Origin of the sequence: Nonomuraea rubra, assembly GCF_014207985.1 — a bacterium.
Taxonomy (GTDB): domain Bacteria; phylum Actinomycetota; class Actinomycetes; order Streptosporangiales; family Streptosporangiaceae; genus Nonomuraea; species Nonomuraea rubra.
Map to the genome: position 1 here is coordinate 10,734,706 of NZ_JACHMI010000001.1, position 22,332 is coordinate 10,757,037.

The 22,332-nt window shown below is 72.7% G+C and carries 22 protein-coding genes; 13 read left to right on the plus strand and 9 right to left on the minus strand.

Annotated features, from left to right (window positions below):
- Positions 1-114: 114 nt before the first annotated feature.
- Together HD593_RS48895 and recQ are read left to right on the plus strand one after the other, a co-directional pair.
- On the plus strand, positions 115-1,263 hold the full coding sequence (locus HD593_RS48895; RefSeq protein ID WP_185109724.1) for an MFS transporter: 1,149 nt from the start codon (positions 115-117) through the stop codon (positions 1,261-1,263).
- Positions 1,264-1,473: 210 nt separating this feature from the next.
- Positions 1,474-3,327 carry a DNA helicase RecQ gene (gene recQ / locus HD593_RS48900; RefSeq protein ID WP_185109725.1) on the plus strand — a complete coding sequence of 618 codons (1,854 nt, stop codon included), beginning with the start codon at positions 1,474-1,476 and terminating at the stop codon, positions 3,325-3,327.
- A 478-nt stretch (positions 3,328-3,805) separates the two neighbouring features.
- Here recQ and HD593_RS48905 read toward each other — a convergent pair whose 3' ends face one another.
- Entirely contained in the window at positions 3,806-4,534 is a 729-nt protein-coding gene (locus HD593_RS48905; RefSeq protein WP_185109726.1) for a DinB family protein, read from the minus strand.
- A 268-nt stretch (positions 4,535-4,802) separates the two neighbouring features.
- On the opposite strand from HD593_RS48905, the gene HD593_RS48910 reads away from it, so the two are divergent.
- The gene (locus HD593_RS48910) at positions 4,803-6,425 is read left to right on the plus strand and encodes a CocE/NonD family hydrolase (protein ID WP_185109727.1); all 1,623 of its coding nucleotides are present in this window, start codon (positions 4,803-4,805) and stop codon (positions 6,423-6,425) included.
- Between the two features lie 61 nt (positions 6,426-6,486).
- Positions 6,487-7,047 carry a hypothetical protein gene (locus HD593_RS48915; protein ID WP_185109728.1) on the plus strand — a complete coding sequence of 187 codons (561 nt, stop codon included), beginning with the start codon at positions 6,487-6,489 and terminating at the stop codon, positions 7,045-7,047.
- Positions 7,048-7,105: 58 nt separating this feature from the next.
- Here the strand turns inward: HD593_RS48915 and HD593_RS48920 are convergent, their stop codons facing one another.
- Positions 7,106-7,918: an alpha/beta hydrolase gene (locus tag HD593_RS48920; RefSeq protein ID WP_185109729.1), complete on the minus strand. Its 813-nt coding sequence runs from the start codon at positions 7,916-7,918 to the stop codon at positions 7,106-7,108.
- Positions 7,919-8,023: 105 nt separating this feature from the next.
- Between HD593_RS48920 and HD593_RS48925 the strand changes: the two genes are divergently transcribed.
- The 4 genes from HD593_RS48925 to HD593_RS48940 are packed head-to-tail and all read left to right on the plus strand — an operon-like array spanning position 8,024 to position 10,368.
- Positions 8,024-8,512, plus strand: a complete 489-nt coding sequence (locus HD593_RS48925) for a methylated-DNA--[protein]-cysteine S-methyltransferase (protein WP_185109730.1) — start codon at positions 8,024-8,026, stop codon at positions 8,510-8,512.
- The gene (locus HD593_RS48930) at positions 8,509-9,231 is read left to right on the plus strand and encodes a 2OG-Fe(II) oxygenase (RefSeq protein WP_312904296.1); all 723 of its coding nucleotides are present in this window, start codon (positions 8,509-8,511) and stop codon (positions 9,229-9,231) included. Before HD593_RS48925 ends, HD593_RS48930 begins: the two co-directional genes overlap by 4 nt.
- Positions 9,232-9,245: 14 nt before the next feature.
- Positions 9,246-9,704 (plus strand): type 1 periplasmic-binding domain-containing protein, encoded by a 459-nt coding sequence (locus tag HD593_RS48935; RefSeq protein ID WP_185109731.1) that lies wholly within the window; start codon positions 9,246-9,248, stop codon positions 9,702-9,704.
- A gap of 25 nt (positions 9,705-9,729) precedes the next feature.
- A complete protein-coding gene (locus HD593_RS48940; RefSeq protein WP_185109732.1) occupies positions 9,730-10,368 on the plus strand; it encodes an alpha-ketoglutarate-dependent dioxygenase AlkB family protein in 639 nt (212 codons plus the stop codon).
- On the opposite strand, the gene HD593_RS48945 is transcribed toward HD593_RS48940, so the two are convergent.
- From HD593_RS48945 to HD593_RS48955, 3 genes are read right to left on the minus strand one after another with little or no spacing between them, the layout of a single operon-like run.
- The gene (locus HD593_RS48945; protein ID WP_246547148.1) at positions 10,352-11,050 is read right to left on the minus strand and encodes a helix-turn-helix domain-containing protein; all 699 of its coding nucleotides are present in this window, start codon (positions 11,048-11,050) and stop codon (positions 10,352-10,354) included. The two genes, HD593_RS48940 and HD593_RS48945, sit on opposite strands and share 17 nt — an antisense overlap.
- Positions 11,051-11,109: 59 nt before the next feature.
- On the minus strand, positions 11,110-12,135 hold the full coding sequence (locus HD593_RS48950) for an alpha/beta hydrolase (protein ID WP_185109733.1): 1,026 nt from the start codon (positions 12,133-12,135) through the stop codon (positions 11,110-11,112).
- A gap of 21 nt (positions 12,136-12,156) precedes the next feature.
- Positions 12,157-13,371, minus strand: coding sequence for an amidohydrolase family protein (locus HD593_RS48955; RefSeq protein WP_185109734.1), 1,215 nt, complete (start codon positions 13,369-13,371; stop codon positions 12,157-12,159).
- A gap of 70 nt (positions 13,372-13,441) precedes the next feature.
- Between HD593_RS48955 and HD593_RS48960 the strand changes: the two genes are divergently transcribed.
- Positions 13,442-13,942: an SRPBCC family protein gene (locus HD593_RS48960; RefSeq protein WP_185109735.1), complete on the plus strand. Its 501-nt coding sequence runs from the start codon at positions 13,442-13,444 to the stop codon at positions 13,940-13,942.
- On the opposite strand, the gene HD593_RS48965 is transcribed toward HD593_RS48960, so the two are convergent.
- The 3 genes from HD593_RS48965 to HD593_RS48975 all read right to left on the minus strand — a co-directional run bounded on the left by HD593_RS48965 (position 13,909) and on the right by HD593_RS48975 (position 17,931).
- Positions 13,909-17,031 (minus strand): AfsR/SARP family transcriptional regulator, encoded by a 3,123-nt coding sequence (locus HD593_RS48965; RefSeq protein WP_246547150.1) that lies wholly within the window; start codon positions 17,029-17,031, stop codon positions 13,909-13,911. The genes HD593_RS48960 and HD593_RS48965 overlap by 34 nt on opposite strands.
- Positions 17,032-17,116: 85 nt before the next feature.
- The gene (locus HD593_RS48970) at positions 17,117-17,404 is read right to left on the minus strand and encodes a hypothetical protein (RefSeq protein ID WP_185109737.1); all 288 of its coding nucleotides are present in this window, start codon (positions 17,402-17,404) and stop codon (positions 17,117-17,119) included.
- 176 nt (positions 17,405-17,580) lie between these two features.
- On the minus strand, positions 17,581-17,931 hold the full coding sequence (locus HD593_RS48975; protein ID WP_185109738.1) for a nucleotide pyrophosphohydrolase: 351 nt from the start codon (positions 17,929-17,931) through the stop codon (positions 17,581-17,583).
- A gap of 41 nt (positions 17,932-17,972) precedes the next feature.
- Between HD593_RS48975 and HD593_RS48980 the strand changes: the two genes are divergently transcribed.
- From HD593_RS48980 to HD593_RS48990, 3 genes are read left to right on the plus strand one after another with little or no spacing between them, the layout of a single operon-like run.
- A complete protein-coding gene (locus HD593_RS48980; RefSeq protein WP_312904298.1) occupies positions 17,973-18,413 on the plus strand; it encodes a MarR family winged helix-turn-helix transcriptional regulator in 441 nt (146 codons plus the stop codon).
- Between the two features lie 45 nt (positions 18,414-18,458).
- Positions 18,459-19,292 carry an alpha/beta fold hydrolase gene (locus tag HD593_RS48985; RefSeq protein WP_221525351.1) on the plus strand — a complete coding sequence of 278 codons (834 nt, stop codon included), beginning with the start codon at positions 18,459-18,461 and terminating at the stop codon, positions 19,290-19,292.
- 24 nt (positions 19,293-19,316) lie between these two features.
- On the plus strand, positions 19,317-20,891 hold the full coding sequence (locus HD593_RS48990; protein WP_185109739.1) for a serine/threonine-protein kinase: 1,575 nt from the start codon (positions 19,317-19,319) through the stop codon (positions 20,889-20,891).
- Between the two features lie 9 nt (positions 20,892-20,900).
- On the opposite strand, the gene HD593_RS48995 is transcribed toward HD593_RS48990, so the two are convergent.
- Complete coding sequence (locus tag HD593_RS48995) at positions 20,901-21,329, minus strand: winged helix-turn-helix transcriptional regulator (RefSeq protein ID WP_185109740.1); 429 nt, start codon at positions 21,327-21,329, stop codon at positions 20,901-20,903.
- A gap of 120 nt (positions 21,330-21,449) precedes the next feature.
- Between HD593_RS48995 and HD593_RS49000 the strand changes: the two genes are divergently transcribed.
- Positions 21,450-22,322: an aldo/keto reductase family oxidoreductase gene (locus tag HD593_RS49000; protein ID WP_185109741.1), complete on the plus strand. Its 873-nt coding sequence runs from the start codon at positions 21,450-21,452 to the stop codon at positions 22,320-22,322.
- Positions 22,323-22,332: the final 10 nt, after the last annotated feature.

Consider the following 22,332-nt stretch of genomic DNA (forward strand, 5'->3'; position numbering starts at 1 on the left):
GGAATTCATGGAAATTCTTCGATGGCGAAGTGACCTTTATCACCGTATTTACGGCAGGTGAACGGGAACAACTCCAGCGTGATCGCGAACGCGGGACCGAAAGCGCCGGCGCGAATGATCGGCGCACTCGCGATCACGCAGACCGCCGGATACGGCATTCTCTATTACGCGTTCTCCGTGTTCATCCCGCCCATGTCGCGCGAACTCCAGGCCGGGGTCGCGCAGCTCACCGGGGCGATCACGCTGTCCGTGCTGGTGTCGGGACTCGTCGCGCCGCTCATCGGGCGCTGGCTCGACCGGCGCGGCGGCCGCGGGCTGATGACGGCCGGGTCCGTGCTGGGCGCGCTGGCGGTGCTGGCCTGGTCGCAGGTGCGCTCGGTGGCGCAGCTCTACCTCGTGTGCGGGGTGCTGGGCGTGGCGTCGGCCATGGTGCTGTACGAGGCGGCGTTCGCGGTGATCGTGGCCTGGTTCGACGCGACCCGGCGGGCGCGGGCCCTGCTGGCGGTGACGGTGGTGGCCGGGTTCGCCTCCAGCATCTTCCTGCCTCTGACGGGGCTCCTGGTGGAGCTGTACGGGTGGCGGCAGGCGCTGGTCATCCTGGCCGCCGGGTACGCGCTGACCGCCGTGCCCCTGCACGCGCTGGCCGTACGGAGCCGGGCCGCGCCCGCCCACGCGGATCGGGGGGAGATCGTGGGGGCGGCGCTGCGCGAGCGGCCGTTCTGGCTGCTGGCGGCGGCCTTCCTGACGCAGACCGGGGCCGTGGCGGTCATGGGGGTGCTGCTGGTCACGTACCTGATCGCGCTCGGGCACCCGCCGGTGTTCGCGGCCGGGGTGGCCGGGCTGCTCGGGGTGCTGTCGGTGACCGGACGGCTGGTGACCACCGGCTTGCAGGCGCGGTGGCCGGTCGCGCTGATCACGGCGGCCATGTTCGGGTTGCAGGGGCTGGCGGCCGTGCTCCTGCCGATGGTCGGGCACGGGGCCGCCGGGGCGGTGGTGGCGGTGGTGCTGTTCGGGCTGGGGTTCGGGGTCGGGACGATCGCGCGGCCCGCGCTGCTCGCCGACCGGTACGGGACGGCCGCGTACGCGTCGCTGAGCGGGGCGCTCGCGTTGCCCATCACCGTGGCCAAGGCCGTGGCGCCGCTGGTGGCGGCCGGGATCGCGCAGGTGGCGGGGTATCCGGCGGTGATGGGGGCGGTGGCGGCCGCCTGCGTGCTGGGGGCGCTGTCGCTGGTGGTGTACGACAGGTCGCGACCAGCGTCATGAGGTCGCCCCGGTCGGTTCGGGATCGGCGGCATGAGTCGCCCCGGTCGAGTGCCGGCAGGTCGTGGCCGGCGGGATGAGGTCGCGCTCGGCCGAGTGTCGGCCGGGGCGGCTACCATCGCCCAGAGGCACGCGGGCAGGTGCCGGCGCTGCCTCTCTCCGCCATCGGCGGAACTGACGATCCGCACATCCCCGAACACGTAAGGTAGCCGCATGGATACCCCCACCGAGGTTCTGAACCGCGTGTTCGGCTACGACTCGTTCCGGGCGGGTCAGCAGGAGATCATCGACCATGTCGTGGCCGGCGGCGACGCGCTCGTCCTCATGCCCACCGGCGGCGGCAAGTCGCTCTGCTACCAGATTCCCGCCCTGGTGCGCAAAGGCGTGGGGGTGGTCATCTCACCCCTGATCGCCCTGATGCAGGACCAGGTCGACGCGCTGCGGGCACTCGGCGTGCGGGCGGGGTTCCTCAACTCCACGCAGGGCTTCGACGAGCGGCAGCTCGTCGAGTCCGAGTTCCTGGCCGGCGAGCTCGACCTGCTCTACCTCGCGCCCGAACGGCTGCGCGTGGACGCCACGCTACGGCTGCTCGCCAAGGGCGACATCGCGGTGTTCGCCATCGACGAGGCGCACTGCGTGGCCCAGTGGGGTCACGACTTCCGCCCCGACTACCTGGAGCTGTCCCGGCTGCGCGAGCTGTGGCCCGAGGTGCCGCGCATCGCGCTGACGGCCACCGCCACGCCGGCGACGCATGCCGAGATCTCCTCCCGGCTCGGTCTCGACCAGGCCCGCCACTTCGTGGCCGGCTTCGACCGGCCCAACATCCACTACCGCATCACGCCCAAGAGCGAGCCCAAGCGGCAGCTCCTGGAGTTCCTGCGCACCGAGCACCCCGACGAGTCCGGCATCGTCTACTGCCTGTCGCGCTCCTCGGTGGAGAAGATCGCCGAGTTCCTGGTCGACAACGGCATCGCGGCGGTGCCGTACCACGCGGGGCTCGACGCCCGCACCCGCGCCCTCCACCAGGCCCGCTTCCTGCGCGAGGACGGGCTGATCGTGGTGGCCACGATCGCCTTCGGCATGGGCATCGACAAGCCCGACGTGCGCTTCGTGGCCCACCTCGACCTGCCCAAGTCCGTGGAGGGCTACTACCAGGAGACCGGCCGGGCGGGGCGCGACGGGCTGCCCGCGACCGCGTGGATGGCGTACGGGCTGCAGGACGTCGTGCAGCACCGCCGCATGGCGATGGAGGGCGACGACGCCCATCGCCGCCGCCAGGTGCTCCACCTCGACGCGATGCTGGCGCTGTGCGAGACCGTCGGCTGCCGGCGGATGATGCTGCTCGACTACTTCGGGCAGAAGGGCTCGCAGCCCTGCGGCAACTGCGACACCTGCCAGACGGCTCCCGAGTCCTGGGACGGCACGATCGCGGCGCAGAAGGTGCTGTCCACGGTGCTGCGGCTGCTCAGGGAGCGGCGGCAGAAGTTCGGCGTGGGGCAGGTGGTCGACATCCTGCTCGGCAAGAAGACCGCCAAGGTGCTGCAGCACGGGCACGAGACCCTGACGGTGTTCGGGGTGGGCACCGACCTGGGCAACGCGGAGTGGCACGGCGTGGTGCGGCAGCTCCTGGCCCAGGGCCTGCTCGCGGTGGAGTCCGACTACGGCGCGCTGGTGCTGACCGACGACAGCGCCGCCGTGCTGCGCGGCCAGCGCGAGGTACGCCTGCGCCGCGACGTCCACCGCCCCGCCCGCGCCAGGACCGGCTCCGGCACCAAGGCCGCCCAGCCCGCGGTGGAGCTGCCCGGCGAGGCCGCCGCCGTCTTCGAGCGCCTGCGCTCGTGGCGCGGCGCCACGGCCAAGGAGCAGGGCGTCCCCGCGTACGTCATCTTCCACGACGCCACCCTGCGCGAGATCGCCACCCTGGCGCCCGCGTCGCTGGCGGAGCTGAGCAAGGTGAACGGGGTCGGGGAGAACAAGCTGGCCAAGTACGGGGAGCAGGTGCTGCGCGCGCTGCACGGGGACGAGGCGCCGCCGGAGGAGCCGGAGGGCGAGCAGACCCTGCTCTGACGTCGAGACGCGGGCCCGGGCGAGGTGGCCGGCGTGGTGATGGGCGGCACAGCGTTAGCCGGCACAGCGTTAGCCGGCACAGCGTTAGCCGGCACAGCGTTAGCCGGCACAGCGTTAGCCGGCACAGCGTTAGCCGGCACAGCGTTAGCCGGCACAGCGTTAGCCGGCACAGTGTTGGGCGGCGTGGTGATGGCGACGGCCGCACGAAGAACGGTCGTCGCCACCACGTTGATCGGCCTGCCCGCGGCAGTCGCATGTGCGCCGCCTCGCGGATCGGCCGGAAGGTCCCCGTTCCCCTGGCACGGTGTGGTCCGCGTGGCCGCCCCGGCGTGACGGGTCGGCCATTACCGATCTTCTCACCGTATCGGGCATGACGTCGCGGGTTCCGCCAAGTGTGGTGCCGCGATCTGTGGTCTGACATTGCCGTACAGGGTGATCGTACGGCGTGGGGGCGGCGGATGTGAGTGCGGGAGGTCGTTCAGTTGTGGACGGGCCAGCCCGGGTGGCGGCCGAGGTGGGCGAGGAGGTGGTCCTGGGCGGGCGCGGACATGGGCACGGTGACCGGGCGGGCGAACTGCGCGGGGCGGTCGGCGCGGGTGACGAACAGGTGGGCCAGGTCCAGCAGTTCCTCTGCCAGGAGCGGCGGGATCGGGTGGTGCTCGCCACAGGCCCTGGCCACGTCCCAGGCGTGCGCGGCGATCTCGATGGCGCCGGCCGCGGCCACCATCGGGCTGGTCAGGTGGCGGTCGTGGATGGTGACGAGGTCGGCGGTGGTCGCGGCGATCCACCGGCCGAGCACCTCCGTGGCGCTGTCCCTGAGCACGAGCGCGGGGTTGCGGGTCCACAGCGCCGGCGCCGCCGGCGGATCGCCCGCGGCACCCGTCCCCCGCCCGGCGGGCAGCCCACCGGCCCGGTCGCATGCGGGCGTGGTCGTGGTGCGGGCGTGCACGGCCGGGTCCGCGGACCGGACGTGGGCGGTGCGGTCCGCGAGCTCGGGGCCGGTGCGGATGTGGCCGGCGGCGGCCTCGTGCAGCGTCTGGAGCGAGTCGCCCAGGTGGTGGAGCAGCCGCTGGAGGTTCCAGGCCGCGCAGGGCGTGGGGCGGCAGAGCGCGGCGGGGGTCACGACGCGCAGGCTGCCGAGCGCGTAGTCGATCGCCCGCTCCAGCAGCGCCACGCCGGCGGTCAGTGCACGTTTCTGGTCGCTCATGTCGCCTCCTCGTTAATGCAGACCCAGCGGAAGGTGAAAAGTCATCGCCTCAGGGCCGGGCACGTCCGTCGCCGCGCGGGGGGAGGCACTGCTTGGCCGAGCGCGAGGCTTGCGCATCCGGTGAGCGAGCCGGATGTGGGGCCTGTTCGTCGGGCGGGAGGGCCGGGCGCAAGGGCCTGCTCGTCCGGCGGGAGGGCCCGAATGTGGGGCCTGTTCGTCGGGCGGGGGAGCCGTACGCTGGGGCGGAGCGGAAGGATCTGCCATGGGGATGCTCAGCAGACTGTTCGATCGGCTTCTCGGCCTGCCCGAGGCCACCACTCCTGAGATCGAGATCGCCCGCGACCTGCGCGTTCCGATGCCCGACGGGATCGTGTTGCACGCCGACCGCTACCGGCCGCGCGGGTCGGAGCCGCTGCCGGTGGTGCTGATCCGCACGCCGTACGGGAAGCACAGGCTCGTCGCCAGCGGGACGGCCCGGGTGCTGGCGCGGCGCGGGATGCAGGTCGTGGTGCAGGACGCCAGGGGCACGTTCGGCTCGGGTGGCCGGTTCTCGGCCTTCCATCAGGAGAAGGCGGACGGCCTGGCGACGGCCGGCTGGTTGCGGGAGCAGCCGTGGTGCGACGGGCGGCTGGCGATGGCCGGGGCGAGCTATGTCGGGTTCACGCAGTGGGCGGTCGGGCCGTACCTCGATCCGCCGCTGGAGGCGATGTGCCTGGGCGTGACGGCCAGCGAGTTCAGGACGACGTTCTATCCGGGCGGCGTGTTCGCCCTGCACAACCTGCTGTCCTGGGCAGCCCTCCTCGGCACGCAGGAGGAGGCGCCGCTGGGCGGGCTGCTGCCCGATCCGCGCGGGGAGCGCCGGGTGCGGCGGGCCATGGCGCACGTACCGATCGGCAGGTCGGACGTGGCCGCGATCGGGAAGCAGGTGCCGTTCCTGCGGGAGGCCGCCGCGCACGCCGGGGCCGGCGACGCCTTCTGGACGGACGTCGACAACAGCGCCGCCGCGGTCAAGATGACGACTCCGACCAGCATGGTCACCGGCTGGTGGGACCTGCTGCTGCCCGCGCAGCTCCGCGACTACGCCGCGCTGCGCGAGGCCGGACGGCGCAGCCGCATCCTGATCGGTCCGTGGGGGCACGATCCCGGTGCGGTGCGGGCGTTGCTGGCCGAGGAGGTGTCGTGGCTGTCGGCTCACCTGCTCGGCGACACCGCCCAGCTCCAGCGCTCCCCCGTACGGCTCTACCTGCAACGGGCCGATCGCTGGCTGGACTTCGAGCAGTGGCCGCCCCCGCAGTCGGCGCCGACCCCGCTGCACCTGCTCCCGTACGGCAGGCTCGGCTGGAGCGCGCCCGGCGAGAGCGCCCCGGACGTGTTCGCCTACGATCCCGCGCACCCCACCCGCTCGGTGGGCGGGCCGCTCCTGGACATGCGCGAGTCGAAGCAGCGCGACAACCGCGCCATCGAGGCCCGGCCCGACGTGCTCGTCTACACGGGCGCGCCGCTCCCCCGCGATCTCGACCTGATCGGCCCCGTCTCGGCGACCGTGTACGTGCGGACGGACACGGGGCACGCCGACGTGTTCGTCCGGGTGTGCGACGTGGACCCGGCGGGCGTGTCGCGCAACGTCACCGACGGCATCCTGCGGCTGCCAGCCGGGAGCGAGGGCGTGGTCAAGGCCGAGGTGGAGCTGCATCCGACGGGGTACCGGTTCCTACGCGGGCACCGGCTGCGGGTGCAGGTGGCGGGCGGGGCGTTCCCGAGGTTCGCGCGCAACCACGGGACCGGCGAGCCGGTGGGTGAGGCGGTGCGGACGCGGCCTACGCGATTCGAGATCTTCCACGACGCGGGGCGGCCGTCGTCGATCACCTTGCCGGTGTTCGGGGGGCGGTAAGCGGCTGGAACCTTTCGCTCGCGGCTCGGGTAATGAGGGCGAGGAGGTTCTGGTGCGGTTGATGAGGGTTCGGGCCGGAGTGGTGGCGGCGGTGGCCGTGGTGGTGACCGTGGTGGTGGCGGGCGGCGGGTGTGCGGGCGGCGTTCCGGCCGGTGACGGGGCCGCCGGGACGGCCGGTGGCATGCGTACGAGCCCGCAGGCTGCCGGTGGGGAGGCCAGCCCGGGTGCTACCGGTGGGGTGGAGGCGCGTTCGCGTGCTACCGGTGCCGGGTGCAACGGCACGTCGGTGTTCGAGGGGGACGGCTTTCCCGAGGTGCGCGGGACGGCGCGGGACGCGGAGCTCTGGGGGCTGCTGTTCGTACGGGCGACGCCTCTCCGCGCGGGTGACGAGGTCAAGATCGTGTGGCGGATGACCGGCGAGGGGCCGTTGCGGATCAGGGCCGTCCATCCTGATGGGACCGCCGCCGAGCGGGTCTGGGGCCCTGAGGAGCACGGGGGGTCGAGCTGGCGGCGGCCCGGGCAGGAGTGGGGCACCGGGTTCGTGTTCCCGAAGCCGGGCTGCTGGAAGGTCGAGCTGTCCCGCAGCCGGGGGTCGGGTCACGTCTGGCTGCCCGTCCGCTGACTTACCGGCCGCCTGGGGTGGCGGCCGGCTGCGGGCAGGACGGAAGCGGGCTGAGGTGTCAGGTCGTGGGCAGGGTGCGGTCGATGAAGGACGTGACGTCGTCGAGGACCTCGTCCTTGTTGGTCTCGTTGAACACCTCGTGCCGGGCCCCCGGATAGATCCTCTCCGTCAGGTCGCTGCCCCTGACCGCCGCGATCCCGGCACGACTGCCGGGCAGCGGCACGAGCTGGTCGTCGTCCCCGTGCACCCACAGCGTGGGCAGCGCGCCGAACGTGCCGCCCTTGGCGATCGCCTCCAGCGTGGCCGCGAACGCCTCCAGCGTCACGCGCTTGAACGGCCCGTGCCACACCAGCGGGTCGGCGGCGTACGCGGTACCCACCGACAGGTCGCGGGAGAGCGTGCCCGGGTCGATCGGCACGTCCGGCGGCTCCTCGAACGCCAGTAGCTCCGGCACCACCGCCCACTCCCCGATCACCGGCCCCGACAGCACGAGCGCGGTCAGGCCGGAGGCGTACCGCTGGGCGTAGCGGGCCGCGATCATGCCGCCCATCGAGTGGCCGATCAGCACCACGGGCACGCCGGGGTGCTCCGCCCTGGCATGCTCCTCGACGGCGTGCACGTCGGTGACCACGTCCTCGAAGTCCTCGACGAGCACCCTGTCACCTTCGGACTTGCCGTGCCCCATGTGGTCGAGGCCGTAGACGGCGGCGCCGTGGCGGACCAGCCGGTCGGCCACGTACTCGTAGCGGCCGATGTGCTCGCCGTACCCGTGGACCAGGATCGCGAGGTATCGCGGCTGTTCGTGGGGCCATTCGCGGACCGTGTTGCGGCCCTTCGTGCCGGTGAAGGTGTGCTCGCGTGCTTCCGCCATGCTCACTCCTAGCTCGAAAGTGAGGTGAGCGTACGCCACGGAAGGCGACGGCCGCGACGTCCGAAAACCGCCGACCTTCCGGCGCCCGCCGGTGTTGTAGAGAGTATGGACATCTACACCACGATCGACAGCCCGCTGGGCGAGATCCTGCTCGCGGGGGACGGCACGGCGCTGACCCGCGTGTCGTTCGACGTGGCCGCCTCAGGGGTCGAAGCGAGTCAGGGGCACGAGCTGTTCGGCGAGGCGGAGCGGCAGCTCGGGGAGTACTTCGCGGGCGAGCGCACCTCCTTCGACCTGCCGCTCGGGCCGCGCGGCACCGCGTTCCAGGAGCGGGTGTGGGCGGAGCTGGCGCGGCTCCCGTACGGGACCACGACCAGCTACGGCGTGCTCGCCGCACGCGTCGGCGCGCCCGCCGACCGGATCCGCGCCGTGGGCGGGGCCGTCGGCGCGAACCCGCTGCTGGTCCTGCTGCCCTGCCACCGCGTCGTCGCCGCCGACGGCGCCCTGACGGGGTACGCGGGCGGCCTCGAACGCAAGCGCGCGCTGCTCACGCTCGAAGGCGTGCTGCAGCCCCAGCTCTGGAGCACGCCGTGAACACCGGAGAGATGACCGAGGAGACGAGGGTGGCCGCCGCCGACTGGACGAAGCTGGCGGCCGAGCTGGACGCGTACGGCTGCGCGCTGACGCCGCAACTCCTCACGCCCGAGGAGTGCGCGGAGATCTCCGCCCTGTACGACGAGGCCGGCTTCTTCCGCGCCACCATCGACATGGAGCGCTACCGATTCGGAGCCGGGCAGTACCGGTACTTCGACCATCCGCTCCCACCCCTGGTGGACCGGCTGCGGGCGGCCTTCTACCCCCGGCTGCTGCCGATCGCCAGGGACTGGGCGGCCCGGCTGGGACAGCCCGCGCCCTGGCCGGACGACTTCGGCGAGTGGCTCGACCTGTGCCACCGGGCCGGCCAGACCCGGCCGACGCCCATCCTGCTGCGCTACCGCAAGAACGACTGGAACGCGCTCCACCGCGACCTGTACGGGGACCTGGTGTTCCCGATGCAGGTGGTGATCGGCCTCGACCGGCCGGGCGAGGACTACACGGGCGGCGAGTTCCTGCTGGTGGAGCAGCGGCCCCGGGCGCAGTCGCGGGGGACGGTGACGCTGCTGCCGCAGGGACACGGGCTGATCTTCACCACCCGCGACCGTCCCGTGCGGTCGTCACGCGGCTGGTCGGCCTCGCCCGTGCGGCACGGGGTGAGCACCGTACGCTCCGGGCTGCGGCACACGCTCGGCCTCGTCCTCCACGACGCGAAATGACCGCGATGAGCGCCATGAGCGCAGGGCATCCCGGGCCTGCCGCCGCCGAGCTCGCGAAGGTGGTCGAGCTGGTACGGGCGCAGCGGCCCCGTACCGTCGTGATCGGGCACGGGCGGCAGGCCGGGCCCGTCGCCGAGGCGTTCGCGCAGGCGTGGGACGGGACCGTGCTGGCGGTGGTCGGGTGGCCCGAGGAGGCGGCCTCCTGGTTGCGGCAGGCCAGACGCTTCACGGCGGGTGAGCCGGAGGCCTGGGTGGTGGCGGGCGGCGCGCGGGGATGGGCCGGGATGAGCGAGCGGCTGCGGCGCAGCACGGGATGGGAGCCGGGCCGGACGTTCGGGTTCGCGGAGACGGCCGGGGCCGTGGCGATCGCGCCACCTGGGACCCTGGAGGGGATGCGCGGCGCCGACGGTGATGGAAGGGCGTGGCGGATCGGCCGTAACGTGATATTTCCGGATCTCTGGGAGGAGTCATGACTGTCACACCGCCTCGGGAGCCGGCATGATTCCGCTGCCGATGAGGGAGATCGCGCCCGGCGCGGTCCACGTGCCCGGCTGGCTGACGCTGGACGAGCAGCGCCGGCTCGTCCGGGAGTGCCGCGAGTGGGCGCGGGGCCCGGTGCCGATCCGGCACACCGTCCTGCCGGGCGGCGGCGTCATGTCGGTGCGGACGGTGTGCCTGGGGTGGCATTGGCAGCCGTACAGGTACACGCGCGTCGCCCACGACGTGAACGGCCGCCAGGTGGCGGAGCTGCCCGGGTGGCTGGCCGACCTGGGCCGGCGCGCCCTGGCGGACGCCTACGGGCACAGCGTGGCGTACGAACCCGACACCGCGCTGATCAACTTCTACGACGGCCAGGCCAGGATGGGCATGCACCAGGACAAGGACGAGCGGTCCGACGCCCCGGTGGTGTCCCTGAGCATCGGCGACAGCTGCCTGTTCCGCTTCGGCAACCCCCAGACGCGCGGGCGGCCGTACACCGACGTGCGGCTCGCCTCGGGCGACCTGTTCGTGTTCGGCGGGCCGTCCCGCTTCGCCTACCACGGCGTGCCGAAGGTCTACCCGGGCACCGGCGATCCCGCCACCGGGCTGGCCTCCGGCCGCCTCAACCTCACGTTGCGGGTCACCGGCCTGCGGTGACGTACCCGAACTCGTCGTCCGACAGCGTGCGCCGCAGCGTGCGCAGCACCTTGGCGGGGTCGTCGTCCGGCCCTTCCACGTAGAACGGCTTGCCGTCGCGGCCGAACGTGACGGCCGGCTCCTCCTCCCACTTGCCGAGCAGGTCGGAGCCGAGCGCGAACAGGTCGTGCGGCTCGAACCCGAGCTTGCGCGCGTAGTCGACGGACCCGAACACCAGGTGCCTGGCCAGCTCGATCGGGGCCTCCTGCCAGGCCGGGTACTCGCCGAAGAAGTACTCGCGGAACCGCACGAGGTCGCGGTCGTCGAGCACGTCGGGGCCGATGACGCTCTTGACGCCCGTGCAGTAGACGTCGGCCAGGTACCCGCAGACGGACAGCCGGTCCCAGGTGTGCCGCCGGGCGACGAGCACGCACACCATGCCGCCCACCCCGGAGGCGGGGGCCTCGTCCACCCAGCCGCGCGCCGGGTCGATCCCGAGCCCCTCGCTCCAGCCCACGTTGATCCAGCACCCGGCCACCTCGGCCTCGCCCGGCCCCGTCGCCTCGGCCGACTCGGCGGTCTCGGCGGCGATGGCGCGGACGAGCGGCGCCACGACCGACGGCGAGACCTTGAGCGCGCGGGCGATCTCCTTGGGCGACTTGCCCTGCAGGCGCAGCTCGCGTACCTGCTCTTTCAGCTCCATAGCGGCAGCCTAGTGTCCTGGGCAGGCCCGAGGTGCCAGCTGGCCGGGGACACCACGAGCTACGTGAGGCGGTGGGAGAGCCAGGCGAGGGCGAGCGGATAGCGGTACTCGATGCCCCCGTGCCCGGCCTCGAACAGCTCGAAGTGCACCCGTTCCCCCGGCACCCCCGCCGCCTCCAGCGCCCGGTGGAACGCCACGGCGCCGAAGTCGAGGTAGTACTCGTCGCGGTCGCCAGCGTCCACCCAGATCGCCCGCATCGAGCGCAGCGCCTCCGCGTGGCGCGGCTCTGCGGCCATCACGACCGGGTCGCGGGCGAGCCACCGCTCCCACACCTCGGGCACGACCGCGCCGGTGTCGTCGAACGGCAGGCGGACGACGCCGTCGCCGGAGTACGCGGCCGCGTAGGCGTACATCTCGAGCAGTTCGAGATCCCCCTCCTTGGTGCCGGCCAGGCGGCCGCGGAAGTCGGCCAGGAACTTGTCGTACGAGCCGTCGTACATGTCGCGCAGCCGGCGCGCCACCGCCGGGAACTGCGGCCGGTAGGCGACCTCGAACAGCGCGTCGCCCGCGTGCGTGGCCAGCGCGCCGAACACGTCCGGCGCCAGCATGGCGGTCACCATGGCCCCGTAGCCGCCGCTCGACTTGCCGGTGACGGCCCGGTGGTCGCGATCGGCGAGGGTGCGGTAGCGGGCGTCCACGAACGGGACGAGCTCGTCGCGCAGGTACGAGTGGTACCGGCCGGTGGCGGGCGAGTCGAGGTACTGGCTGCCGCCGAGCGCGGTCCACGCGTCCACGTACACGACGATGGCGGGCGGCACGTCACCGGCGGCGAACATGGCGTCGGCCAGCTCCGGGTACGGCTGGCGGAACGGCGCCCGGTTGAACCACATGCCGACGTGCCCGGTGTAGCCGAGCAGCACGTACAGGGACGGGTAGCGGCGGCCCGGCGCGTCGTCGTACCCCGGGGGCACGTACACGACCAGCGGCCGTTGGTGCGGATCCCCCAGCGGGTTGCCACGCAGCAGATCGCTCTCGACGACGTGGTGGTCGAGGCGGCCGGCCAGCTCGGCGGACCAGGGCAGCATGCGAGCTCCCTCCAGAGACGTTCAGCCCACGGACGAGGTCACGGTGTCCACGCCCGCCTGCCCGACCGAGCGCCCCGAGACCAGCACGAGCGCGAGGTTGCGCAGGTCGGAGATGCGTTCGAGCGGGTCGCCCGCCACCGCGATGAGGTCGGCCCGCTTGCCGGGGTCCAGGCTGCCGGCGACCTCGCCGACCCCGCAGGCGTCGGCGGCCAGCACGGTGGCCAGCTCGATGATCTCCGCGTTGCCGTAGCCCACCGACGCGAACGTCTCCAGCCCGCCTACGTACCCATCCGTACGGTTGGCGATGCCTCCCACCGCGAATCCGGCGTCGGTGCCGGCGATCACCCGCATGCCCGCCTCCCGCATCGCGGCGACACCGGCCAGCCAGGCCTCGACCATCGCCTGCCCGTGCACCTTGGCGATCCGCTCGTGCACGCCGTGCACGGTGGGGCACACGTACGTGCCGCTGGCCGCGACGAAGTCGGCGAGCCGGGGGTCGTACCGGTGGCCCGTCGGCGTGAAGAACGTGCAGTGCTCGATGGTGGTGACGCCCGCCTCGACGCAGCTCCTGATGGAGGCGTGCGCGTGGGCGTGGGCCGCGACGTGCTTGCCGCGCGTGGCCGCCTCCTGGACGACCACGCGGAGCTGGTCCGTGGTGTACTGCGGTGTCCAGCTCGGCGGCGCGCTCGGCGTCATCAGGCCGCCGGAGGCCATCACCTTGAGGCAGTCGGCGCCCGCACGCAGGTTCTCCCTGGCCACGCGGCGGATGGCGGGCTCGTCGTCGGCCTCGCCGCCCATGTACCAGCAGTGGCCGCCGGTGATCGTGATCGGCCGGGTGGCGGCCACCAGGTGCGGGCCCACGGCCAAGCCCTCCTCGATGGCGTCGCGCAGCGCCACGTCGAGGAAGCCGCGCCCGCCCAGGTCGCGGGCGGTGGTGACGCCGGCGGAGACGAGCTTGCGGGCGTTCTCGGCCATCCGCAGCAGCAGGTGGTGGTCGCTCTCCCGGCTGCGCCTGGTCACCGGATCGACCTGGTCGTCGAACCCGAGGTGCACGTGCGCGTCCACCAGCCCGGGCAGCACCGTGTGGCCGGGCAGGTCGAGCACCTCCTCCGCCTCCCCCGCGCTGCCGCGCGGCCCCACGGAGACGATCCTGGCCCCGTCGACGAGGACCTCGCCGTCCGCGATCACCTCTCCTGGACGCCCGGTGAGCACCTTGGCGGCGCGAATGATCCTCATGGGTCCCAGACTGCCACCGCCTAAAGGCCGCGAGAAGGGGATCGTAAGCCCTGCCGGTCACCGTGGAGCCATGAACACCAAGGAGGCCCCCACGATGACCCAGACCGCCGAGTACGAGCTGACCCGCCACTTCGACGTGCCCCGCGAGCGGGTGTGGGCGGCATGGACCGAGCCCGAGCGGTTCTCCCGCTGGTTCGGGCCGGTGACGCTGGCCACGCCGGTGGGCCGCATCACGCTGGACGCCTGGCCGGGCGGGGTCTGGCGGGCCACGCTGGTGGGCGAGGAGGGGTTCGAGGTGACGCTGGACGGGACGTACCGGGAGGTGGTGGCGCCGGAGCGGCTCGTCTTCACCACCGGCGACCCCGACGACCCCGGTGACGGGCCCGCCTCCGTCGTCACGGTCACGCTCGCCGACGCGGGCGGCGGGACCGAGATGCGGTTCCACCAGTACGGGGTCAACACCGACCAGGAGCACGCCGAGGGGGCCAAGGCGGGCTGGAACGAGTTCTTCGACCGCCTGGCCGCCCACCTCAACGATCAGAGCAGGTCCTGGGCGTCGTCCAGCTTGTAGGTGCCGCCCTGCGCGAACGCGGCCGCGAACGCCTCCTCGCCGAGCGCCTCCCGCGTGCGCACGGTGACCCGCTCGATGTCCTCCAGCTCGGCCGCGCCCGGCGGGAGCTGGTAACCCTCTCTGGCGGCCGCCGCCAGGCCCAGCAGCAGGGCCGACTGCTCGGTGGGCCCCGCGGCGGCGGCCGCGCCCTCCACGGCGCCGATGGTCGTCCTGGGGTCGCCGATCTTCCAGGCGAACGCCCACGCCTCCGCGTGCAGCGCCATCGCCCCGGCCAGGTCGCCGCGCAGCTCGGTGAGCCAGCCCAGCTCGATGAGGGTGTCGGGCAGGTGCAGCGCGGGCTCGCCGTCGGGGTCGCGGGACAGCCCTTCGAGCAGGTGGTGCAGGTGCCCCTCCGCCAGGTCGAGCCTGCCCGCCCTGCGCGCGGCGTAGGCCAGGCCCATCTCGGCCATGGTCTCGCCCTTGCTGTACCCCTGGGCGTTGGCCTGCCTCAGCGCGCTCCCGCACAGCTCGATGGCGCGATCGTACTGGGCGCTCTCCAGCGCCACCCACCCCAGCCAGGCGGTGTGCGTGGCGACCTCGGGCCACAGCCCCAGCTCCTCGGCCATCCGCAGCCCCTCGCCGAACAGCCGGTTCGCCTGCTCGGCGTCGCGCCGCATCTCGGCCAGCGAGGCCTGCCACTCGGTGGCGCGCAGCAGCCCCCACCGGTCGCCCAGCTCGGTGAACAGGCGGGCGCTCTCCCCCGAGATCCGCTCGATCGCCTCCTGGTCGCGCACCGTGAAGGCGTCCATGGCCTGCCGGGTGAGCGCGGTGGCGATGCCCCACCGGTCGCCGATCTCCCTGAACGTGGCCAGCGCCAGCTCCGTCTGCTCCTGCCCGGCCGGCATGTCGTCCACGTGCAGCCCGACGAAGAGCCTGGCCCTGGCGCGCTCCCCCGGGTCCTCGACCGCGTCCAGAACGGGCCGCCAGTCGGGCTGCTCGCCGAGGCAGAGCGCGAACCCGGCCTCCCACGCCGCCGCCCTGGCCCGCGCCGGGTCGCCGCCCGGCTCCTGAACGGCCAGCGCCTGCGCCAGAGCCCGCCTGCCCTCGGCCAGCCTGCCGCGCAGGAACCAGTACCAGGCCAGCGCGTTCACCAGCCGGGCCGCGCCGTGCGCGTCGCCGCGGGCCGCCGCCGTGTCGAGTGCCGCCCGCATGTTGGCGGCCTCCGCGTCCAGGCGCAGCAGCCAGTCGCGCTGCTCAGGGCCGTACAGGGCGGGTTCGGCCCGTACGGCGAGGTCCAGGTAGTGGCGCAGGTGCGCGTCGCGCACGGCGTCGAGCTCTCCCGCGTCGGACATCCTGGCCCGGCAGTACTCCGACACCGACTCCAGCAGGCGGTACCGGACGCCGGCGGGGGCGTCCACGACCACCACCAGCGAACGGTCCACGAGCCGGGCCAGCAGGTCCAGCACGTCCAGAGTTGCCTCGCTGTCGCAGACGGACTCGGCCGCCTCCAGCGTGCAGCCGTCGGCGTGCACGGCCAGGCGGCGCAGGACGACCCGCTCCTCCTCCGACAGCAGGTCCCAGCTCCAGTCGATCACCGCGGTGAGCGTCTGCTGGCGCGCCGGCGCTCCGCGCTGCCCCGAGGCCAGCAGCCGGAACCTGTCGTCCAGCCGGGCCACCACACCCTGCACGCCGAGCGCGCGCACCCGCGTCGCGGCCAGCTCCAGCGCCAGCGGGATGCCGTCGAGCCGCCGGCAGAGCTGCGCGACGGCCTGCGCGTTGCCCGCCTCCAGCCGGAAGCCCCTGGCCGAGGCCGCCGCCCTGGTCACGAAGAGCCGTACGGCGTCGGAGCGGGCCATGACGGCCAGGTCGGCACCGGCGGGCACGTCGAGCGGCGGCACGCTCCACAACACCTCGCCCGCCACGGCCAGCGGCTCCCGGCTCGTCGCCAGGATGCGCAGGCCGGGGCAGCCGCGCAGCAGCACCTCGGCCAGCTCGGCGACCTGCTCGACGACATGCTCGCAGTTGTCCAGCACGAGCAGCATCCGCCGCGGCCTGAGCACGGCCGCCAGCCGCCCCGCCAGACCCGCCTCCCCGGGAACGGCGCCGCCCGCCTCCTCCCTGATGTCCAGGGCCGCCAGGACGGCCTCCGCCGGCGAGCGGGGGCCCTGGTCCAGCGCGACCAGCCAGGCGCCGTCCGCGTACGTGTCGAGCAGGCGGTTCGCGGCCTCCAGCGCCAGCCGGGTCTTGCCGACGCCGCCGCTGCCGGTGAGCGTGACCAGGCGTTCCTCCCCGACCAGCCCGCACACCTCGGCCAGCGCCTCGTCGCGGCCGATCAGCTTGCTGACGGAGGCGGGCAGGTTCGTCACGGGACGGTCGGCGGGCACGCTCAGCGCCGGGTCCTGCCCGAGGATCGCCTGGTGCAGCGCGACCAGCTCGGGCCCGGGGTCCAGGCCGAGCTCGTCGGCCAGCCGCTCGCGCAGCTCGCCGAAGCTCACCAGCGCCTCGCTCTGCCGCCCCGCGCGATACAGGGCCCGCATGTGGACGGCACGCAGCCGCTCCCTGAGCGGATGCCGGTCGACCAGGTCGCCCAGCTCGCCCACGAGCAGCCCGTGCTCGCCCAGCTCAAGCCGCGCCTCGGCGTGCTGCTCCAGCGCCGAGAGCCGCTGCTCCTCCAGGCGGTGGACGGCCGACCTGGTGTACTCCTCGTCGGCGAAGTCCGCGTACGCGGGCCCCCGCCACAACGCCAGCGCGTCGGCCAGCAGCCCGGCCTTGGTCCTGGGGCTGTCGGTGGCCTCGGCCCTGGCCAGCAGGTCGGCGAAGCGCACGGCGTCCACGGCGCCCTCGTCGGCGCGCAGCAGGTAGCCGGGGGCGCGGGAGACCACGAGGTTCTTGCCGCCGGGCTCGGCGTCCTCGAACGCCTTGCGCAGCTGCGAGACGCGCACCTGCAGCGCGCCCGCCGGGTTTGCCGGCGGCTCCGCACCCCACAGGTCGTCGACCAGCCGGTCGACCGACACCGGATGGCCCTCGTGGACGAGCAGGTCCACGAGGAGCGCCCGGACCTTGAGACCGGGAATCGTCACGGTCTCCCCGGCGTCCGTCCAGACAGCCAACGGGCCAAGCACCCCAAATCGCATGCACGTCACCCTACGAGAAGCGTCCGACAAACGGCAGGACGGCGGCTGCGCTGTTCGGCGATCACAGATCGTCGGTGATGAGGTGCTTGGGCGGAGCCGTGATCTTGACCGGTTTTCCCCAGTCCCGATAGATGATGTTCATCGTCATCGTGTAGGTGTCACCGCCCTCCGGGTGGGTGAACCGCATGATGGCGTGGAAACGTCTCGGCAGGTCGTCCGGGCCCACCCAGAGTTTCCAGGTGATCGGCCCGCCGTGCACGCCCTTCTCCTCGGTGTCGAAGGATATTCCGGCCTGCCGCTCACTCAGCTTGGTCACCGTCACCGTGCCGCTGTGGAGGGTCGTCTTCACTCCCTCGAACATTCCGCCGTCGGCGCTGGTCGCCCCGTGAGAGGCGCCCAGCTGGAGAAAGCCCGGGTTGATCCCGTTGATCAGGTCCTCGCCCCAGACGACCCCGGCGAAGTTTTCATGCGCCGATCTTGGCAGCCGAAGGTCTACGGGTCATCACGGCAGCTTGGCGGCGGGCGTCAGGACGGCGGGGCCTTCCTGGCCGAGCCTCGGTAAAGGTCGGCGTCGTAGCGGCGGTCGTTGTCGTCGAGCTTGGCCCGCGCCGCCTCCAGCAGGTCCACGCCCAGGACGTCCGCCAGCCGGACCAGGTAGAGGGTGACGTCGCCCAGCTCGGTACGCATCCTGGCGAGCGTCTCGGGATCGGGGCTGCGCGACTCCTCCGCCGTGAGCCACTGGAACTCCGCCACCAGCTCCCCGACCTCGCCGGCCAGCGCCATCGCCAGGTTCTTCGGGGTGTGGAACTGCTCCCACTCCCTGACCCGCGCGAACTCGCGCAGCCGCTCGGCAAGGCACTCCAGGTCCGTCGTCACGCCACCCGACCCTATCGAGCCCTGCGGGTATGTTGCGTAGCGTGAATGGGGTCGAACTGTTCCTGCTGGGCCGGGCGCTGATGAAGATCGGCGAAGAGGCGATGCCGTCCGAGGGGATCGGCGACCAGTCCACGAGCGCCCGGACCGTCCTGATCGTCGTGAGCGATCTGCGCGCCCATCCCGAGACGACGGTGGGAGAGATCGCCGGCCGTACGGGGCTGCCGCAGAGCGCCGTGTCCGCGGCCATCGGGCGGCTGCGCACCGCGGGCGCCGTGATCGCGGAGACCGATCCCAGGGACCGGAGGCGCACGATCATCCGGGAGGCGCCCGAGGTGTCGGAGCGGGTGACGCGGGTGCGCGACACCCCGATCGACGGCGCACTCGCGGCGGCGCTGGGCACGGACGATCCGCGGCGGATCCGGGAGATCGTGGCCGCGCTGGAGGGACTCGCCGATCAGCTCATCCCTCAGCTACGGAAATAATCCATCATTCTTGATGTATCAAATTTGATGCATTAAGCTCGTGGCATGACGATGTTGCGCGTGCACGATGCCGAGCTCTACTACCAGGCCCGCGGCACGGGGCCGTTCCTGCTGATCTCCCAGAGTGGTGAGGGTGACGCCGACCGGAGCGTCGACCTGGTGGACCACCTCGCCGACGCGTACACGGTGGTCACCTACGATCGGCGCGGCCTCAGCCGCAGCACCAGGGCCGGGGCCACGGCGAGCGTCCGGCAGCACGCCGATGACGTGCACCGGCTCCTGGCCCACCTCACCGACCAGCCGGTCATCATGCTCGGACTGAGCCTCGGCGCCTCCATCGGCCTGCACCTGGCCATGCGCCACCCGGAGCAGCTCGGCCTGCTCATCGCGCACGAGCCCGTCTCACCGTGGCTGCTCCCCGCCGCCGAACGGGACCGGCACCGGGCGGAGCTCGCCGGGATCCGCGGCCTCTACCTCGAAGCCGGCCTCCCCGCCGCGCTCAAGGAGGTGACCCGAGTGCTCGGCATCACCGGAGGCGGTGCCGGAGACGGTGCTGGTGGCGGTGCCGAGCCCGGGCTGACCCCGCAGCCCATGACCGCCCAGCGCCAGGCGAACTTCGACCACTTCATCCGCCACGACTTCCGCGCCGTCATCGACGACGACCTCGACCTGACCGGCTGCCGCACCCGCATCCTGCCCGCCGCCGGTCTCACCACCCCGGCCACCGTCTTCGACCGCCGCTGTGCCGACGAGCTGGCCGCGCTCCTGCGCACCGAGGTCGCGATGCTGCCCGGCGGCCACAACGGCAGCCTCACCCACCCCCGCGCGTACGCCGCCCGCCTGCGCGAACTTCTCCCCGAACTCCTGCCTGCCTCCTGACCGCACACGTGTACGCTTCCGCGGGTGTCGGAATTATCGGTCCCGGGTTACGAGATCAAGGGCGTACTCGGTCAGGGTGGCTTCGGCGTGGTCTACCTCGCCCTGCAGTCGGCCGTCGGCCGTGAGGTGGCGCTGAAGGTCGACAACCGGGTGCTGCTGTCCGAGCGCGACAGGCGCCGCTTCCTCCGCGAGGTCACGGCGGCCGGCGCGCTGTCCGGCCATCCGCACGTGGTTCCCGTCTACGACGCGGGGCTGCTGCCGGACGGCCGGCCGTACATGGTGCTGGAGCTGTGCCCCGGCGGCTCGCTGGCCGGGCGGACGCTCTCCCCCGCCGACGCCAGGGACGTCGGCGTACGCATCGCCGACGCGCTGGCCGCCGCACACGCGCAGGGCGTGCTGCACCGCGACGTGAAACCCGCCAACATCCTGCTCAACCGGTACGGCCAGGTCGCGCTGTCGGACTTCGGCCTGGCCACCATGCCCGCCTCCGGCCCCGACGCCTCGGTCACCCGCGAGTCCCTGACCCCCTCCTACGCCCCGCCCGAGGCGTTCGAGCTGGCCGAGCCGTCACCCGTGGGCGACGTGTACGCCCTCGCGGCCACCGTCTACGCGCTGCTGTCCGGCCGCCCGCCCCGGTTCCCGGAGAGCGGCGTGCCCAACCTGGCGATGATCCTCGCCCTGCACCGCCTGCCCGTCCCGGACATCCCCGGCGTGCCCCCGGAGCTGACGTCCGTACTCCGCCGTGCCCTGGCCACCGACCCCCGCCAGCGCACTCCCAGCGCGGCGGCCTTCCGCGACGAGCTGACCGCCGTCCCCCTCCCCCCGTCCACCCCCTCAGGCCGCCACACCCCGCCCATGGGCCACCACCCGGCCCCCGTCCCGTCCCCGGGACGCCACTCGGCCCCGCAGCTGAGCGGGCCGCCCTTGGGAGCACCGCAGTCCACCAATCCGCCACCGCAGGAGCCGATCACCAGACCCCCGGTGGCACCACACGGCATCAACAAGGTCCTGGTGGCGATCATCGCCGCCCTGTCCCTGGTGATCGTGGCCGGCGCTGGCGCGTTCGTCTACACGCAGATCATCCAGCAGCCCCCGGAGAGCGGGCGGAAGGATGCCTCACCGGGCGCCACCATGCCCGCCGCCACGCCCGCCGCCAAGAGCCCGAAGCCCAGCGTGTTCACGGGCCTGGACACGTACACGGAGAACTGCCCCGCCGCGAAGATCAAGGGCGGTGGCGCGGCGTGCGTGCGGGAGGCGGAATGCTGGGGCGGCCTGGTCATCATCGTGGGCGACACCAAGGCCAGGCGGCTGGGCTGTGAGGAGTCGCACTCGTGGGAGACGTTCGCGGTCGCCCCCATCCCGAAGGACGCCGAGACGTACGTCCAGCAGGACCTCGCCAGGCACCCGACCGTGAAGAAGGTCTGCAGCCGCACGATCCTGCTGGCCACCAGGACCGGCACGGCCCGGAGCGTCGCCGCCGCAGGGTGGCGGGCGGACGTGATGCCGCCGTCGCAGTCCCAGTTCGAGGACGGGGTGCGGTTCTACCGCTGCATCGCCAGCCGGACCGGCGTGGACTCGCGCAAGTCCTACTTCCACTGACCTGTCTGTTCAGGTGACGCGGGAATCGTAGGTCTCGCGGCTGGCGAGCACGTCGTCCATGTTCGTCTCGGCCCAGCTCTTGATGCCGCGCACCAGGTGGTGCAGGGAGAGGCCGAGGCCGGTCAGCTCGTAGGAGACCGTGACGGGCACGGTCGGCGTCACGGTGCGCGTGATGAGACCGTCGCGTTCCAGGGAGCGCAGGGTCTGCGTGAGCATCTTCTGGCTGACGCCGGCCAGCAGGCGGGACAGCTCCGAGTACCGCATCGGCCGGGGCTCGCCCGCGCATTCCGCACCGCCGTTGCCGAGCGCGGACAGGATCAGCGTGACCCATTTGCTGGAGATCCGGTCGAGCAGCTTGCGGCTCGGGCACGCCGCGATGAACGCGTCATACTCCGCCTTGACCTGCGCCCTCTTCTGGGCTGCCGTCGTCGTCGCCATCGACCTCTCCTCTGACTCGATGGTGCCTTACGCACTCCGAAGTGCCTGCTTCCCGTTGGGAAGTTACCTATCCATACTGAAGCAAGAAACCGCTAGGAACCATCTAGAAGAGGCAGAGATATGAGCACGTCCCCCACTTCGCTCCCCGGCGGCACCTGGACCCTGGGCGATCTGACCGTCACCCGGTTCGGCTACGGTGCCATGCAGCTCGCCGGTCCCGGGGTGATGGGCCCGCCGGCCGACCACGACGGCGCACTCGCCGTCCTGCGCGAGGTCGCCGGCCTCGGAATCACCCATATCGACACCAGCGACGCCTACGGACCGCGCGTCACCAACCGGCTGATCCGTGAGGCGCTGCACCCGTACCCCGAAACGCTGCACATCGTGACCAAGGTCGGCGCGACCCGTGACGCGCAGGGTGGCTGGCCGCCCGCCCGGCGGCCCGAAGACGTTCGCCGGGCCGTTCACGAGAACCTGGAATCCCTCGGCCTACAAGTGCTCGACCTGGTCAATCTCCGGCTCGGCGACGCCCAGGGGCCGCAGCCGGGCTCGCTCGCCGAGCCGTTCGAAACGCTCGTCGAGCTCCAGCGGCAGGGCCTGATCCGGCACCTCGGGGTGAGCAACGCGACGGCGGAACAGGTCGCCGAGGCGCAGGCGATCGCGCCGATCGTGTGCGTACAGAACCTGTACAACCTCGCCTACCGGCAGGACGACGAACTCATCGACGAGCTCGCCCAGCAGGGCATCGCGTACGTGCCGTTCTTCCCGCTCGGCGGCTTCAGCCCGCTCCAGTCCTCGGCGCTCTCGTCGGTGGCCGCCCGGCTGGAGGCGACGCCGATGTCCGTCGCCCTGGCCTGGTTGCTGCATCGGTCGCCGAACATCCTGCTCATTCCCGGCACCTCGTCGGTGGCTCACCTGCGCGAGAACGTCGCCGGCGCGGGCCTCTCGCTCTCCGGCGACGTACTCACCGAGCTGGACAAGATCGGCCGCTAGGCGGCACCGG